This window comes from Bacillus sp. EB106-07-01-XG149 (genome assembly GCF_058791555.1).
The window spans coordinates 125298-141460 of the sequence record NZ_JBYTDP010000002.1; the positions used below are offsets into that span (position 1 = coordinate 125298).

Here is a 16163-nt window from a genome sequence, read left to right on the forward strand (position 1 = left end):
ATTTGAGCGTTATAATGAAAACTATACCTATACTGACATAAAAATATATATAAACCATATTTTTTACATAACAAAAAAAGCCAGTTTAACTGGCTTTTACTTATTGCTGCTCTTGTTTGTTTTCTTCTTTAGCAGCTTCTTTTTCTTGCTCTTCTTTTAGCAATACTTTTCTAGATAGATTCACGCGACCTTGCTTGTCAATCTCGATAACTTTAACTGTAATTACATCACCGATTTTCACAACGTCTTCTACTTTACCTACACGCTCAAGTGCAAGTTCAGAAATGTGCACTAATCCGTCTTTACCGCTGAATAATTCAACGAAAGCACCGAATTTCTCAACACGTTTCACTTTTCCTTCGTAGATTTCACCTACTTGTACTTCGCGAACGATATCTTCGATAATTTTCTTAGCTTTGTCATTCATTTCTTGATTTATTGAAGAAATGAATACTGTACCATCTTGCTCGATGTCAATTTTAACGCCAGTTTCTTCAATAATTTTATTGATTTGTTTACCGCTCGGCCCAATAACGTCACGGATTTTATCTGGGTTAATTGTCATTGTAATGATCTTTGGAGCATAAGCTGATAATTCAGTACGTGGCTCTGCAATAACAGATAACATATGATTTAGAATGTGCACACGACCAACTTTCGCCTGTTGTAATGCCTCTTCTAAAATTTCACGAGATAGACCATCGATTTTAATGTCCATTTGCAGTGCAGTTACACCTTTTGCTGTACCTGCTACTTTAAAGTCCATATCACCTAAATGATCTTCCATACCTTGAATATCAGATAAAATTGTGTAATGCTCACCAGTTTTAACTAGACCCATTGCAATACCTGCAACTGGAGCTTTAAGCGGAACACCAGCATCCATCATTGCTAAAGTACTACCACAAATACTTGCTTGTGAAGTAGAACCATTTGATTCTAAAACTTCAGATACAAGACGTACTGTATATGGGAAATCTTTTTCAGATGGAATTACAGGCTCAAGAGCACGTTCTCCTAGTGCACCGTGACCAATTTCACGACGACCTGGTCCACGCATCGGTCTTGTTTCACCAACACTAAATGATGGGAAATTGTAATGGTGCATAAAGCGTTTTGATTCTTCTACACCAAGACCATCTAAAATTTGCACATCGCCTAATGCACCTAATGTACAAATACTTAATGCTTGTGTTTGTCCACGTGTGAATAAACCAGAACCGTGTGTACGAGATAAAATACCAACCTCTGATGCTAATGGACGGATTTCGTCACCTTTACGGCCATCTGGGCGGATTTTTTCAACTGTAATAAGACGACGTACTTCTTCTTTTACAATTTTATATAAAATCTCACTTACTTGTCCTAATGTATCAGCGTCAGCTTCCTGCGCTTCGTAATGCTCAATTACACGCTTTTTCACTTCGTTAATTGCATCTTCACGTGCATGTTTCTCATGTACTTGAATTGCAGAATGCATATCCTTCTCAGACATTTCACGTACAGCTTGATTAAGATCAGCGTCAACTTCATAAAGTTTCACTTCTGTTTTCTCTTTACCTACAGCTTGTACAATCTCTTCTTGGAATGCAATTAGACGTTTAATTTCGTCATGTCCAAACATAATTGCTTCTAACATTGTTTCTTCAGGCACTTGATCTGCTCCTGCTTCAACCATGTTAATTGCATCTTTCGTACCAGCCACAACAAGGTGAATATCACTTTGTTCTTGCTGTTCTACTGTTGGATTAATAACGAATTCGCCGTTAATACGACCAACTGTTGCACCCGCGATTGGGCCTTCAAATGGAATATCTGAAATCGATAACGCTAATGAAGAACCAAGCATAGCTGCCATTTCAGAAGAACAATCTTGATCAACACTCATTACAATGCTGACAACTTGTACTTCGTTACGGAAACCATCTGCGAAAAGTGGACGAATTGGACGGTCGATTAAACGACTTGCCAAAATTGCTTTTTCACTCGGACGACCTTCACGTTTAATGAAACCGCCAGGGATTTTTCCGACTGCATATAAACGCTCTTCATAGTTTACTGTAAGTGGGAAGAAATCTACATTTTTTGGTTCTTTTGATGCAGTTGCTGTAGATAGAACCGCTGTATCGCCATATCTTACTAATACTGCTCCGTTCGCTTGCTTCGCAAGCTGACTTGTTTCAACTGTTAGCTGGCGACCAGCTAAATCTATCGAGAAGACTTGCTTTTCTTGACTCATTTAAGTACCCCTCTCAATTTAAAGTATTCAATTCTTCTATGTAAATGGATAGTATATCACAATATTCTACCTCTAGTATTACCGAAAATGAAGTAAGCTATAAAGGGTAGAAGATATATTTTTACCTAACAAAAAAGCGGGAATATTCCCGCTTCTTTGACTATCGACGTAAGCCAAGCTTTGTGATTAATTCACGGTAACGTGTGATATCGCTATTACGAAGGTAAGTTAGTAAGTTACGACGTTTACCAACCATCTTTAATAGACCACGACGTGAATGATGATCTTTCTTGTGAGTACGTAAGTGCTCGTTTAGAGTGTTAATTTGCTCCGTTAGGACAGCAATTTGAACCTCTGGAGAACCAGTATCAGTCTCATGAGTTCTAAATTGTGCAATGATTTCATTTTTACGCTCTTGTGTTAAAGCCATCCTATTTCACCTCCTATTAATTAAACCCCCAATTACCTAGCAAGCGTCGGTGAGTCGCAATGCCAAGCAATGGTTGTCATAAAGTACATAACATAGAATACTACTTTTCATTTGAAAAAGCAAGTATATTCTTTTCGTTCGCAAAATATTCTTGTGCTGTTTTCTTATCTTTTGCAATTTGTTCAACTAATTCATCGATGCCATTGAATTTCTTCTCTTCTCTTATACGCATATGCCACTCTACTGTAACATTTTGATCATATATGTCTTTGTTAAATTCAAATAAGTGCACTTCAATAGATAATTGACGCTCATCTTCTTTAAAAGTTGGTTTATATCCAATATTACATACACCATCGTACCATTCATCGTGAACTTTTAATCTCACTGCATAAACACCTACAGGTGGTAATAGATACTCATCACTTAAACCTACATTAGCTGTGGGAAAACCAATTTGGCGTCCACGCTTATCACCGTGTACAACCGTTCCCCCTACTGTATATGCTCTGCCTAAAATAGATGGAATTTGTTCCATTTCGCCATTTCGAATTAACTTTCGTAATGCTGTAGAACTTACTTTCTCTTCTTGAAATTCAACTTTTTCAATCACAGTCTGTGTAAACTCCCCTCTTGCATGAAATGGTAAAGTCTCCATCTTTCCTTTTCCTAAACGTCCATATGAATAATCAAACCCTGCTACTACATGCTTTACATTTAAACCAATAATATAATCATCTACAAATTGTTGTGGCAATAAGCCTGCAAACGATTCATCAAATTTAATAACATATAATATATCGATCCCTAAGTTTTCGACTATTTTTTCTTTATCACACATTGGTGTAATATACTCCGCATGCGCTTCCTTTTTGCCTAAAACAACAGATGGATGCGGATAAAATGTCATAACTGCACTTTTATATCCCCGTTCATCCGCTATTTGTTTCGCAGTTCGAATTACACATTGATGCCCTAAATGAATGCCATCAAAAAATCCTAATGCCATTACAGTAGGTGGTAATTCTAATTTATTTTGTTCATGTGGATGAGTTAAATGAATAAGTTTCACGCTTGAATTCACCTTTTTCTGTAATAATCCTTCCAATAATTCATTATAGCTTTAGTTCTTGATTATTCACAAGTACTTTCATCGGCTTTAGCATACCAGGGTGTTTTGGATGGTGCTCAAAAATTGCAAGGCAGCGATCATTTTTATCAAACACTGTTATAAATGGCGCTGTTATTTGCAATTCATTTTTTAAGAACATACCATTCTTTATTTTCTCTGCTTGCTTTTCATCTACAACCATTTTCGGGAACTTACTTAACGCTTCATCAATTGAAATGAAGATAGACTCTACTGTTCCATTTTGCACGTTTTCTTCAATTTCTTCAAATGATATGCAATCTTCTAATAAAAATTCACCAGAAGCTGTTCTTACAAGGTGAGACATATGTGATGGAAAACCAAGTTTTTCACCAATCATTACTGCTAACGTTCTTACATATGTTCCTTTACTACACGTTACACGGAAACGGAATGAAATATTTTCCCCCTCAAACACTTCACGGTCATCTAGTAATACAAATTCATGAATTGTAATTGTACGAACCGGACGTTCAACTTCTTGTCCTGCTCTTGCATATTCATATAATTTTTTCCCGTTAACTTTTACAGCTGAAAACATCGGAGGCATTTGTTCAATCGTACCTGTTAATGCAGCAAGAGCCCCTTCTACTTCCTTACGAGTAATAACACGATCTACATTTTTCGTTTCAACAACTTCACCAGAAGCATCTTCAGTTGTCGTTGAAAATCCAAGTGTTACTTCACCTTCATATGTTTTCGTCTCACTCGTTAAAAATTGTGCAATCTTCGTTGCTCGCCCCACACAAATAGGTAATACTCCTGTTACATCTGGGTCTAATGTTCCTGTATGACCAATTCGTTTCTCACGCAATATCTTTCTTAATTTAAATACACAATCATGTGATGTCATGCCTTTTGGCTTATGTAATAATACTACACCTTCCATATATGTTCACCTCATCATAATTCTTTCATAGTAATTATCCAAAATTTATTTTGCATTGAAAAAATGGATAGACAAATGTCTATCCATTATTCTTCACGTTTACCGTCTTTATTAATTTGATGTAAAAGTGTATCAATTCGATGACCATATCCGATAGACTCATCAAACTCAAAGGAAATTTCCGGTGTTTTACGAAGACGAATACGCTGACCAATTTCTGAACGAATGAAGCCTTTTGCCTTCGCTAAACCTTTTAATGTACTTTCTTTCTGTTCCTCATCACCTAAAACAGAAATATATACTGTAGCAATTTGTAAATCCCCACTCACTTGTACATCTGTTACTGTAACAAATCCAACACGTGGATCTTTAATTTTACGACTGATGATGTCGCCTAATTCTTTTTTCATTTGCTCGCCTACACGGTTTGCACGTAATTTCATAACTCTTCACCTCATTCAATACCATTCCAATTGTGTTATTGTACGTTCAATTTCAGGAAATGAATCGATGTACTCGAGTACACGATTCATTTCTTTTTCACAAATAACACGATTAGAGGATACAGAAACAATTGCAATTTCTGTACGTTGCCATACATCTTGATGCCCTACTTCTGAAACAGCTACGTTATAACGCTGCTTCACACGAGTTAGCACCCGTTGCAAAATTGCTCGTTTCTCTTTTAAAGAATGCACATCGTAAATCATACACTCGAATGAGAGTGAAGCGATAATCATCGCTTCACTTCTTCCATAATGTACGCTTCAATGATGTCCCCTTCTTTAAGATCATTATATCTCTCAATTGTAATACCACACTCATAGTTTTGTGCAACTTCTTTTACGTCATCTTTGAAACGTTTTAACGTATCAAGTTGTCCTTCGAAAATTACTACGCCATCACGGATAATACGCACGCCACTATCACGTGTAATTTTACCGTCAATTACGTAACAACCTGCGATTGTTCCAACTTTTGTTACTTTGAATGTTTGGCGTACTTCCGCTTGACCGATTACTTTTTCTTCGAATTCTGGATCCAGCATACCTTGCATTGCTGATTCGATTTCTTCGATTACTTTATAGATAATACGGTGTAAACGAACATCAACATTCTCTAATTCAGCTGTACGCTTCGCATTCACATCAGGGCGTACGTTAAATCCAATTACAATTGCATTAGATGCAGAAGCTAAAATAACATCAGATTCTGTAATCGCACCTACGCCTGTATGGATAATTTTAACTTTAACACCTTCAACATCAATTTTACGAAGTGACGCTGCCATTGCTTCTACAGAACCTTGTACGTCTGCTTTCACAATTAAGTTAATTTCTTTTACATCGCCTTCTTGGATTTGTTGGAATAAATCTTCAAGGCTTAATTTAGATTTTTCACCACGCTGAGCAAGTAACGCTTCTTGTGCACGTGATTCACCGATTTGACGAGCTTTCTTCTCATCAGCGAATGCCATGAAACGATCTCCTGCTTGTGGTACTTCGTTTAAACCTGTAATTTCAACAGGAGTTGATGGACCAGCAACTTTTACACGACGACCAATATCACTTACCATTGCACGAACACGTCCGAATGAAGTACCAACAACGATTGGATCTCCAACTCGAAGTGTACCGTTTTGAACAAGTAATGTCGCGATAGTTCCTTTACCTTTATCAAGCTGTGCTTCGATTACAGTACCAGTTGCATAGCGGTTTGGATTTGCTTTATATTCTTCTACTTCACTTACAAGAAGAATCATTTCTAATAAGTTGTCAATTCCTTCACCTTGAATTGCAGAAATTGGTACGAAAATTGTATCTCCGCCCCAAGCTTCTGGAACTAATTCATATTCTGTTAATTCTTGCATTACACGATCAGGATTTGCCGCTGGTTTATCCATTTTATTCACAGCTACAATAATTGGTACTCCAGCTGCTTTCGCATGGCTAATCGCTTCAACTGTTTGTGGCATAACACCATCATCAGCTGCAACAACAAGGATTGTAATATCCGTTACTTGCGCACCACGAGCACGCATCGTTGTAAATGCCGCGTGACCAGGCGTATCTAAGAATGTAATCTTCTTGTCATTTACTTCAACTTGGTATGCACCAATATGCTGAGTAATTCCACCTGCTTCGCCTGCAGTTACTTTTGAATTACGGATAGAGTCAAGTAGAGTTGTTTTACCATGGTCAACGTGCCCCATAATTGTAACTACAGCTGGACGCTCTTTTAAGTTCTCTTCATCATCTTGCTCATCGATGAATGTTTCAAATTCAGTTTCACTTACAACTACTTCTTCTTCTACTTCAATACCATAATCAGTAGCAATTAACTCAATTGTATCTTTATCTAAGTCTTGGTTAATTGTTGCCATAATTCCAAGCATAAAGAGCTTCTTAATAATTTCAGATGGCTCTTTGCTTAATTTTTTAGCAAGCTCACCTACTGTAAGGCTTCCAGAGAAAGTAACTTTATCTGGTGTTTCTACAGTTTGTGTTTGTTGTCTTCCAGCAAAGTTATCTTGACGTTTGTCTTCATTTCCCTTGCCTTTTTTCTTTTTCTTATTGCTGTTCTTTTTACTACGAACAACTTTTTCTTCTACTTCAAACTCATCTGCAACAGAAGGTTTTTCAGTTTGATACGCATTATCTAATTTATTTACTACTTCATCTTCTAACATTGTCATATGATTCGAAACCTCGATATTCATTTCTTTTAGTTTTGTCATAAGATCTTTACTTGAGATATTATGTTGTTTTGCATATTCATGCACTCGAATTTTACTCATACCTTCACCCCCGGTAATTTGTATCGAGCATGCTACGCAGCTTTTTCGCAAAGCCCTCATCTAACACAGCTACAACGACTCGCTCGTCTCTCCCAATCGCATGCCCTAATTGTTGTCGATTTTCGACCTTTCTCATTGGTACGTTGTAATACGTCGCTTTATCCGTGATGCGTTTTGTAGTATTTGCTGACGCATCTTCAGATAGCAATACAAGTTTTGCTTTGCCACTTCGTACTTCTTTTAAAACAAGTTCTTCACCCGAAATAATTTTCCGAGCCCGGTTTGCTAGTCCTAAAAACGATTTCCAATCGGACACTTATTTCGACTCCTTCTCAACAAGCTCAAGAAGCTCTTCGTATAGAGAACCGTCGATTTTCGCTTTTAGATGATGTTCCAAAACATTTTTCTTTTGGGCTTGAAGAATACTTTCTTTATCTTTTGATAAATAAGCACCTCGTCCTGATTTCTTTCCAGTTAAATCAATGGACACTTCTCCCTCTTTGGAACGAACAATGCGAACGAGCTCTCGTTTTGATTTCATTTCTTGCGTTGCAACACATTTTCGTAACGGAACTTTTCGATTGCTCATACTCATCACCTCTATTCGATTTCGTCTTCAACTGAATCGAATCCGAATGCGATTACGCTATCTTCTTCTGTTACAATACCAAGTTGTTTCGCATCAGACTCACTCTTAATATCAATTTTCCAACCTGTTAATTTAGCTGCAAGACGTGCATTTTGTCCACGCTTACCAATAGCTAATGACAGTTGGTGGTCTGGAACAACAACAGTTGTTGCTTTTTCTTCTTCATCTACAAGAACTTTAACAACTTGTGATGGGCTTAAAGCATTTGCAACATATTCTACTGGATCATTTGACCAGCGAACGATGTCAATCTTTTCGCCTTTTAATTCGTCTACAATGCGTTGTACACGTTGTCCTTTCGGTCCTACACAAGAACCTACTGGATCAACATCAATGTTCTCTGCATGTACAGAAATTTTAGAACGATCGCCAGCTTCACGTGCTACAGAACGAATTTCAACAGTTCCATCATAAATTTCAGGAACTTCCATTTCGAATAAACGTTTTAAAAGACCAGGATGTGTACGTGATACGTAAATTTGTGGTCCTTTTGTTGTTTTTTCTACTTTCGTAATGAATACGCGAATACGATCATGTGGTTTGTACTGTTCGTTTGGCATTTGCTCACTTACAGGTAATAAAGCTTCTACTTTCCCTAAGCTTACATAGATAAAACGAGCATCTTGACGTTGTACGATACCCACCATGATATCTTCTTCACGGTCACTAAACTCAGAGTAAATAACACCACGCTCTGCTTCGCGCACTCGTTGTGTTACAACCTGTTTTGCAGTTTGTGCTGCAATACGACCGAAATCTTTTGGTGTTACTTCAATCTCTAGTACGTCACCATCTTGATAGTTTGGATTAATTTGTCTTGCTTCTTCAACAGAAATTTCAAGACGTGGATCAAACACATTATCTACAACGTCTTTACGTGCTAAAACTTGAATTGTTCCCACTTCTGGGTTAAAGCTCACACGAACGTTTTGTGCTTGATTAAAATTGCGTTTATAAGCAGAGATTAACGCTGCTTCAATCGCATCAATAATAATATCTTTGCTGATTCCTTTTTCTGACTCTAATACGAGCAAGGCATCTAACAACTCAGTGCTCATGAAGATCCCCCTTCTAACTAAAACGTAACAGCAAGTCGCGCATTTGCAACTTTATCCATTGGAATTTGGATTTCTTTTTTACGTGTTTTAATTGTTAATAATAATGTAATTGTAGTACCATCGTAGGAAAGTAGCTTTCCTTCAAACATTTTTTCACCATCAATCGGCTCATATGTTTTAATTGCCACTTGTTTTCCTACCGCTTGCTGGAAGTCTTTCTCTTTCTTTAATGGGCGTTCCGCTCCAGGAGATGATACATCCAAAAAGTAAAGATGAGGAATTGGATCCTCTTTATCTAAAGCTTCGCTTAAACGTTCACTTACCGCACCGCATTCTTCAATGTCGACTCCCTTTTCAGAATCGATGAATACGCGTAAGAACCAGTCTTGTCCTTCTTGCACATACTCTACATCTACAAGTTCAAGATTTAACTCTTCAACGATTGGCTGCGCAAATGCTTCTACAACTTCTGTGACTTTCTTATCCATAAACAGCCTCCTTCCTGCCGCCATGTACCATTTACAAGAAAAGACCCCGTCCATAAAAACGGTCCATCTTATTCTTTCTCGTTAGCTAACAAAAGCCCCTGCCGTTAAGCAGGGAATATCTGTCTTAGTATTACCAAATTTAAGAAGTAAAACTTGTAACAAAATATGTATATACGACAGAAATTTCTTACCTCTCCACATCAATAAAACGTAGATAGTAACACGAAAGAGTGGGTTTCCCCACTCTTTTTTTTACACAATATACATGACATGGTTATCTCGGTTAATAGTATACCATAGCAAATGTTGATTTGCAAAGACTTTTCCTACCTATTAGAACAGTGATAACTGGTTTTGATCAGGTAGATCGCCTAAGCAACCTTGACTATCTAAATACTCAATAATTGTTTTCGAAACCTTACTGCGCTGCTGTAAATCTTCTTTTGATAAGAAATCTCCATTTTTGCGTGCTTCTACAATACTTAAAGCTGCATTTGTACCAAGTCCAGGCACTGCATTAAATGGAGGAATTAAAGTATCCCCATCAATAATAAATTCTGTTGCATGCGAACGGTATAAATCAACCTTTTGGAATGAGTATCCACGCTCACACATTTCAAGTGTCATTTCTAGTACTGTTAATAAACTTTTCTCTTTCGGCGCTGCATCCAAACCTTTTTGCGCAATTTCATCAATTCTTACACGTATAGATGCTGAACCTTTCGCCATCGCCTCTATATCAAAGTCATCTGCACGAACTGTAAAGTATGCCGCATAGAATAGAAGCGCGAAATGTACTTTAAAGTATGCAATACGTACAGCCATAAGTACGTAAGCAGCCGCATGGGCTTTAGGGAACATGTACTTTATTTTCTTACATGAATCAATATACCAACCTGGTACATTATTACTTTTCATGTCATCTTCCCATTCTTCCGGTACACCTTTACCTTTACGAACTGACTCCATGATTTTGAAGGCTAATGATGGGTCTAAACCTTGATAGATTAAATATACCATGATGTCATCACGACAACCGATAACTTCACTCAGCGTACATGTACCGTTATAAATTAACTCGTTTGCATTACCAAGCCATACGTCTGTACCATGTGATAGTCCAGAAATTTGGACTAACTCAGAGAATGTCGTAGGTTTCGTCTCTTCTAACATCTGCCTTACGAATTTCGTACCAAACTCTGGTATACCAAGCGTACCTGTTTTACAGTTAATTTGTTCTTCCGTTACCCCTAACGATTCCGGGCCTGAGAAAATTTTCATTACTTCCGGATCGTCTGTTGGGATTGTTTTCGGATCAATACCACTTAAATCTTGTAACATACGAATAACAGTCGGATCATCGTGTCCTAGTATATCAAGTTTCAATAAATTATCATGAATGGAGTGGAAATCAAAGTGTGTCGTTCTCCACTCAGCCCCTATTGAATCCGCCGGAAACTGAATTGGTGAGAAATCAAAGATATCCATGTAATCTGGCACAACGATAATACCACCTGGATGCTGTCCGGTTGTACGTTTTACGCCCGTACATCCTGCTACTAAGCGGTCAATCTCTGCATTTCGAATCGTTAAATTATGATCATTTGCATAACCTTTTACATATCCATAAGCCGTTTTTTCCGCAACTGTACCTATTGTACCCGCACGGTATACATAATCTTCACCGAACAGTACTTTCGTATAGTTATGGGCACGTGGTTGGTATTCCCCGGAGAAGTTCAGATCGATATCGGGTACCTTATCTCCTTTAAATCCAAGGAACGTTTCGAACGGAATATCATGTCCATCTTTCACGTATGGAACATTACATGCAGGACATTCTTTATCCGGCAAGTCAAAACCAGAACCTACAGAACCATCATTAAAGAATTCTGATTGCTTACACTTCGGACATACATAGTGTGGTGGTAATGGGTTTACTTCTGTAATTTCCATCATCGTTGCAACGAATGATGAACCTACCGATCCACGCGAACCTACTAAATATCCGTCTACTAATGATTTTTTTACGAGCTTATGTGAAATTAAATAAATTACGGCGAATCCATGCCCAATAATACTTTTTAATTCTTTTTCTAAACGCGCTTCTACAATTTCAGGTAACTCTTCACCATAAATGCTACGCGCCATTTTATAACTCATGTCACGCGTCTCATCATCTGCACCTTCAATTTTCGGTGTATATAGATCATCTTTCACTGGATGAACATCACCAATTAATGATGCAATCTTCTGTGTATTCGTTACAACAATTTCTTTCGCTACGTCTTCACCTAAGAATGAAAAACACTCTAACATTTCATCCGTTGTACGGAAATGTACAGGTGGTAAAGAATGTCGGTTTAACGGATTGGCTCCGCCCTGCGAACTGACTAAAATTTTGCGATACATCGCATCCTCTGGATCTATATAATGCACGTTTCCTGTAGCAACAACTGGTTTATCTAACGTCTCACCTAGTTTTACTAAGTTAGAAATAATTGTTTTTAATTGTCCCTCATCTCGAACAAGTTCACGTTCTACTAAATGACGTAACACCTCTGGAGGCATTACTTCAATATAATCATAGAACTGCGCAATTTCTTCTACCTCTTCAGGAGCTTTTTGCATCATCGCCTCAAACACTTCACCTTTATCACAAGCCGTTCCTACTAAAATTCCTTCACGATATTTTTTTAATAGTGACCTTGGTACTCGTGGTACACGATAAAAATAATTTAGGTGAGAATAGGAAACAAGTTTATATAAATTTTTCAACCCTACATCTGATGTGGCAAGTAACGTCATATGACTTGGACGTCCACGCTTATACGCATCCCCTTGCCCCATGCTATCATTTAATTGATCGTGATATTCAAATCCCTTTTCAATCACATCTTTTAACATTTTCACAAGTAAGTATCCCGTTGCTTCTGTATCATAAATCGCACGGTGATGTTGCGTTAATTCAATATCAAGCTTTTTACACATCGTATTTAATCGATGGTTTTTCATTTCCGGGAATAAGAATCTTGCAAGTTCTAACGTATCAATAACAGGATTATTCGTTTTTTCTAGTCCAGCCTTTTTAAAACCTACGTTAATAAAGCCCATATCAAAACTTGCGTTATGAGCAACAAGTGTATGGTCGCCCATCCATTCTTCAAACTTTTTAAACACTTCGTCCACTTCTGGTGCATCCGTTAACATATCATCTGTAATACCTGTTAATTCAATAATCGTCGCAGATAATGGTTGATGTGGATTTGCGAAAGATTCAAAGCGGTCAATAATTTCGCCACCTTTTACTTTTACAGCCGCTAACTCGATAACAGTATCATATACAGCTGATAAACCTGTCGTCTCAACGTCGAAAACAACATACGTTTCCTCAGCAAGTAAACGATGCGCTTCGTTATATGCAATCGGTACACCATCATTAACTAGATTCGCTTCTACACCATATATAACTTTAACCCCAGCCTTTTTACCCGCAGAATATGCCTCTGGGAAAGACTGCGCAACAGCATGGTCTGTAACAGCGATTGCCTCATGTCCCCATTTACCTGCTTGGGCAACAAGTCTAGAAATAGGAGTAACAGCGTCCATTTGGCTCATCGGTGTATGAAGATGCAGCTCTACACGTTTTTCACCTTCTGGCGCTTTATCTTTACGAGACGGTCCTGTTATTTCATTTATATCATTTGCAATCATTACTAAATCTCGAACGAATGTATCATTTTGAACAGAACCACGCGCTTTCACCCACATTCCTTTTTTCAAGGATTGCAGCATTGGAATATCTTCTTTGTCACGCGAGAACATTTTGATCATAATTGAATCCGTATAGTCTGTTATTTTTAAAGTTAATAACGTACGGCCACTACGCAGCTCTTTCGTTTCTACATGGAAGACGTACCCTTGAACTGTTTTTCTTCTTTCTTCATCTTGAATTTCTCGCATCGGTGTAATCTCTTCATCCGGCTTAATAAGATATCCGAGTACAACCGGTCCTTCATGCACAACGCTACTTTCTTCAGCTTGCTTCTTCGCCATTTCTTCCATAGCTTGTATAACACGTTCACGATCTTCTTGCTGCGTTTGCTCACGAAACTTTTGCATTTCTTCTGTATTTTGCTGTATATGTGTGTCTAACTGAAAACGCGGGAATCCAAAAGTTTCGTATTGATCCCCTACTGGTTTCGCAACGTTTTTCTTTAAAGCAGTAGATTCCAGCTCATTATTCACATTTATTAGCAACTTCACTCCATTCACCTGCGGAAGCTGCTTCTTTAAGTAAGCAAACATAGGTGAAAATGTAATTCGTTCCGTACAAAGCGGCCAATACGCCCTCACTTCTTCTTCTGTAAATTGTTTATTCTCTGTTTCTAATGCAAATGTTGTTCTTGCAATATGAGAAAATGATTGCTTAAGCTTTGTTTCTAGCAATTCATATAATTCTGTAGGCAAAATACGTGGCACTTGTAAATCAAAATGCCAACTTTTATTCGATTTATCAATAACGAGCCTTTCAATACCACCACCTTGTAAATATTGATTTATAAGGTCGTCTGGTATTTGCAACTGCTGGAGCAAAATTTGAAATCGCTCTTGTTGTTCATTTGTTAAAGACATAAGCACTCTCCTTCCATTTGCTATTATAAATTGAAACGTACTACAAAGAAAGATTTCTCCCTACTTCTTTTACAAAATACGTTTACAAAGAAAGAGAAGGTACCTCATTACGAGGTACCTCTTCTTATTTTAAAATATTTGCAATGTATGTTTGAAGTTCTTCTACTTTCACTTCTTCAGACTCGCCTGTAGCACGTACTTTCACTTCTACAATACCTTCGTCTGCTTTTTTACCAACTGTCACGCGAACTGGAAGGCCGAATAAATCTGCATCTGCAAATTTAACACCTGCACGTTCTGCACGATCATCTAGTAATACTTCGTACCCTTGCTCTTGTAATGAGTTGTAGATGTTTTCACCCATTTCACGTTGCGCATCAGATTTCATATTTACTGGAATTACATGCACATGGAATGGTGCTACAGCTTTTGGCCAAACTAAACCGTTCTCATCATTAAACTGCTCTGCGATTGCTGCCACTGTACGAGATACACCGATACCGTAACAACCCATAATAAGTGGTTGTGTTTTTCCGTTTTCATCTAGGAATGTTGCGTTCATTGCTTCACTATAACGTGTTCCTAATTTGAATACATGACCAACTTCAATTCCGCGTGCGAAAAGAATTGTTCCATTTCCGTCTGGAGATCGGTCTCCTTCTTGAATGAAGCGTAAATCTGTATATTGACTTACTTTAAAGTCGCGTTCTGGATTTACATTTACATAATGGAATCCTTCTTCGTTTGCTCCTGAACATCCGTTAACAATTGATGCTACAGCATGGTCAGCGATAATTTCGATATCACCTGTTACATCAATCGGTCCTAAAGAACCAACTTCACAGTTTAATAATTCTTTCACTTCTTCATGAGAAGCAAGCTCAACAACTGAAGCGCCGTATACGTTTTTCACTTTTACATCGTTTACTTCATGATCACCACGAACAAGTACAACTACTAATTTTTCATCTACTTTAAATACCATAGACTTAATGCACTTGTCAGCTTCAATGTTTAAGAATGCAGATACTTCTTCAATTGCTTTTTGATCTGGTGTTGCTACTTTTTTAAGTGCCTTTTCTGCTTCATCACTCTTCGTATACGTAGCTACCACAGGAGCCATTTCGATGTTTGCTGCATAATTAGATGTATCAGAGTATGCAATTGTATCTTCACCAACTTCAGATAATACCATAAATTCATGCGTATCTTTTCCGCCCATTGCTCCAGAGTCAGCAATAACTGCACGGAAATTCAAGCCACAACGAGCAAAAATGTTAGAGTATGCTTTGTATAAGCGATCGTATACTTCATCTAAGCTCTCTTGTGTAGCATGGAAAGAGTATGCATCTTTCATTAGAAACTCTCTTCCACGTAATAAACCAAAACGCGGTCTTTGTTCATCACGGAATTTTGTTTGAATTTGATACAATGTTAACGGTAATTTTTTATATGATTTCACTTCATCACGTACAAGATCCGTAATTACTTCTTCATGTGTCGCTCCTAATGCGAATTCACGAGCGTTACGATCTTTCATACGCATTAATTCAGATCCGTAAGAATACCAACGGCCTGATTCTTGCCATAATTCTGCAGCTTGCATCGCTGGCATTAATAATTCTACAGCTCCTGCGCGCTCCATTTCTTCTCGAACGATACGTTCTACTTTGTGTAGTACTTTTAATCCAAATGGTAGAAAACTATAAATACCAGAAGCATTTTGACGCATAAAACCTGCACGAAGTAATAACTGATGACTCTTAATCTCCGCATCAGCTGGAACTTCACGTAATGTAGGACTGAATACCATACTTTGTTTCATTTA

General features: G+C 37.8%; 13 protein-coding genes. All 13 read right to left on the reverse strand.

The window, feature by feature from the left end:
* Positions 1-100: 100 nt before the first annotated feature.
* The 13 genes from pnp to AC3WTA_RS06695 all read right to left on the reverse strand — a co-directional run bounded on the left by pnp (position 101) and on the right by AC3WTA_RS06695 (position 16160).
* On the reverse strand, positions 101-2239 hold the full coding sequence (gene pnp / locus AC3WTA_RS06635; RefSeq protein ID WP_000076761.1) for a polyribonucleotide nucleotidyltransferase: 2139 nt from the start codon (positions 2237-2239) through the stop codon (positions 101-103).
* Between the two features lie 160 nt (positions 2240-2399).
* A complete protein-coding gene (gene rpsO / locus AC3WTA_RS06640; RefSeq protein ID WP_001229392.1) occupies positions 2400-2669 on the reverse strand; it encodes a 30S ribosomal protein S15 in 270 nt (89 codons plus the stop codon).
* Between the two features lie 100 nt (positions 2670-2769).
* Positions 2770-3741 carry a bifunctional riboflavin kinase/FAD synthetase gene (gene ribF, locus AC3WTA_RS06645; RefSeq protein WP_000766716.1) on the reverse strand — a complete coding sequence of 324 codons (972 nt, stop codon included), beginning with the start codon at positions 3739-3741 and terminating at the stop codon, positions 2770-2772.
* A gap of 43 nt (positions 3742-3784) precedes the next feature.
* Entirely contained in the window at positions 3785-4708 is a 924-nt protein-coding gene (truB, locus tag AC3WTA_RS06650) for a tRNA pseudouridine(55) synthase TruB (protein ID WP_000399354.1), read from the reverse strand.
* 86 nt (positions 4709-4794) lie between these two features.
* Positions 4795-5151, reverse strand: a complete 357-nt coding sequence (gene rbfA / locus AC3WTA_RS06655) for a 30S ribosome-binding factor RbfA (RefSeq protein ID WP_000776445.1) — start codon at positions 5149-5151, stop codon at positions 4795-4797.
* Between the two features lie 15 nt (positions 5152-5166).
* Positions 5167-5448, reverse strand: coding sequence for a DUF503 domain-containing protein (locus AC3WTA_RS06660; RefSeq protein WP_000582364.1), 282 nt, complete (start codon positions 5446-5448; stop codon positions 5167-5169).
* Positions 5445-7505 (reverse strand): translation initiation factor IF-2, encoded by a 2061-nt coding sequence (gene infB / locus AC3WTA_RS06665; protein WP_000036353.1) that lies wholly within the window; start codon positions 7503-7505, stop codon positions 5445-5447. The genes AC3WTA_RS06660 and infB overlap by 4 nt, the downstream gene beginning before the upstream one ends.
* A 4-nt stretch (positions 7506-7509) precedes the next feature.
* A complete protein-coding gene (locus AC3WTA_RS06670; RefSeq protein ID WP_001286521.1) occupies positions 7510-7821 on the reverse strand; it encodes a YlxQ family RNA-binding protein in 312 nt (103 codons plus the stop codon).
* Positions 7822-8094 (reverse strand): RNase P modulator RnpM, encoded by a 273-nt coding sequence (rnpM, locus tag AC3WTA_RS06675; protein WP_000071127.1) that lies wholly within the window; start codon positions 8092-8094, stop codon positions 7822-7824.
* Positions 8095-8105: 11 nt separating this feature from the next.
* Positions 8106-9212 carry a transcription termination factor NusA gene (nusA, locus tag AC3WTA_RS06680; protein ID WP_000102596.1) on the reverse strand — a complete coding sequence of 369 codons (1107 nt, stop codon included), beginning with the start codon at positions 9210-9212 and terminating at the stop codon, positions 8106-8108.
* A gap of 17 nt (positions 9213-9229) precedes the next feature.
* Positions 9230-9700 (reverse strand): ribosome maturation factor RimP, encoded by a 471-nt coding sequence (gene rimP / locus AC3WTA_RS06685; RefSeq protein WP_000359098.1) that lies wholly within the window; start codon positions 9698-9700, stop codon positions 9230-9232.
* A gap of 333 nt (positions 9701-10033) precedes the next feature.
* Positions 10034-14335, reverse strand: a complete 4302-nt coding sequence (locus tag AC3WTA_RS06690; RefSeq protein ID WP_000060007.1) for a PolC-type DNA polymerase III — start codon at positions 14333-14335, stop codon at positions 10034-10036.
* Positions 14336-14459: 124 nt separating this feature from the next.
* Entirely contained in the window at positions 14460-16160 is a 1701-nt protein-coding gene (locus AC3WTA_RS06695; RefSeq protein ID WP_000814331.1) for a proline--tRNA ligase, read from the reverse strand.
* Positions 16161-16163: the final 3 nt, after the last annotated feature.

Excerpts from the sequence above, each read along its gene's own strand:
- truB (WP_000399354.1), bottom strand. The coding sequence starts at position 4,708 with ATGGAAGGTGTAGTATTATTACATAAGCCAAAAGGCATGACATCACAT.
- rimP (WP_000359098.1), bottom strand. The coding sequence starts at position 9,700 with ATGGATAAGAAAGTCACAGAAGTTGTAGAAGCATTTGCGCAGCCAATC.
- infB (WP_000036353.1), bottom strand. The coding sequence starts at position 7,505 with ATGAGTAAAATTCGAGTGCATGAATATGCAAAACAACATAATATCTCA.
- AC3WTA_RS06695 (WP_000814331.1), bottom strand. The coding sequence starts at position 16,160 with ATGAAACAAAGTATGGTATTCAGTCCTACATTACGTGAAGTTCCAGCT.
- AC3WTA_RS06660 (WP_000582364.1), bottom strand. The coding sequence starts at position 5,448 with ATGATTATCGCTTCACTCTCATTCGAGTGTATGATTTACGATGTGCAT.
- AC3WTA_RS06690 (WP_000060007.1), bottom strand. The coding sequence starts at position 14,335 with ATGTCTTTAACAAATGAACAACAAGAGCGATTTCAAATTTTGCTCCAG.
- rbfA (WP_000776445.1), bottom strand. The coding sequence starts at position 5,151 with ATGAAATTACGTGCAAACCGTGTAGGCGAGCAAATGAAAAAAGAATTA.
- nusA (WP_000102596.1), bottom strand. The coding sequence starts at position 9,212 with ATGAGCACTGAGTTGTTAGATGCCTTGCTCGTATTAGAGTCAGAAAAA.
- rnpM (WP_000071127.1), bottom strand. The coding sequence starts at position 8,094 with ATGAGCAATCGAAAAGTTCCGTTACGAAAATGTGTTGCAACGCAAGAA.
- rpsO (WP_001229392.1), bottom strand. The coding sequence starts at position 2,669 with ATGGCTTTAACACAAGAGCGTAAAAATGAAATCATTGCACAATTTAGA.
- pnp (WP_000076761.1), bottom strand. The coding sequence starts at position 2,239 with ATGAGTCAAGAAAAGCAAGTCTTCTCGATAGATTTAGCTGGTCGCCAG.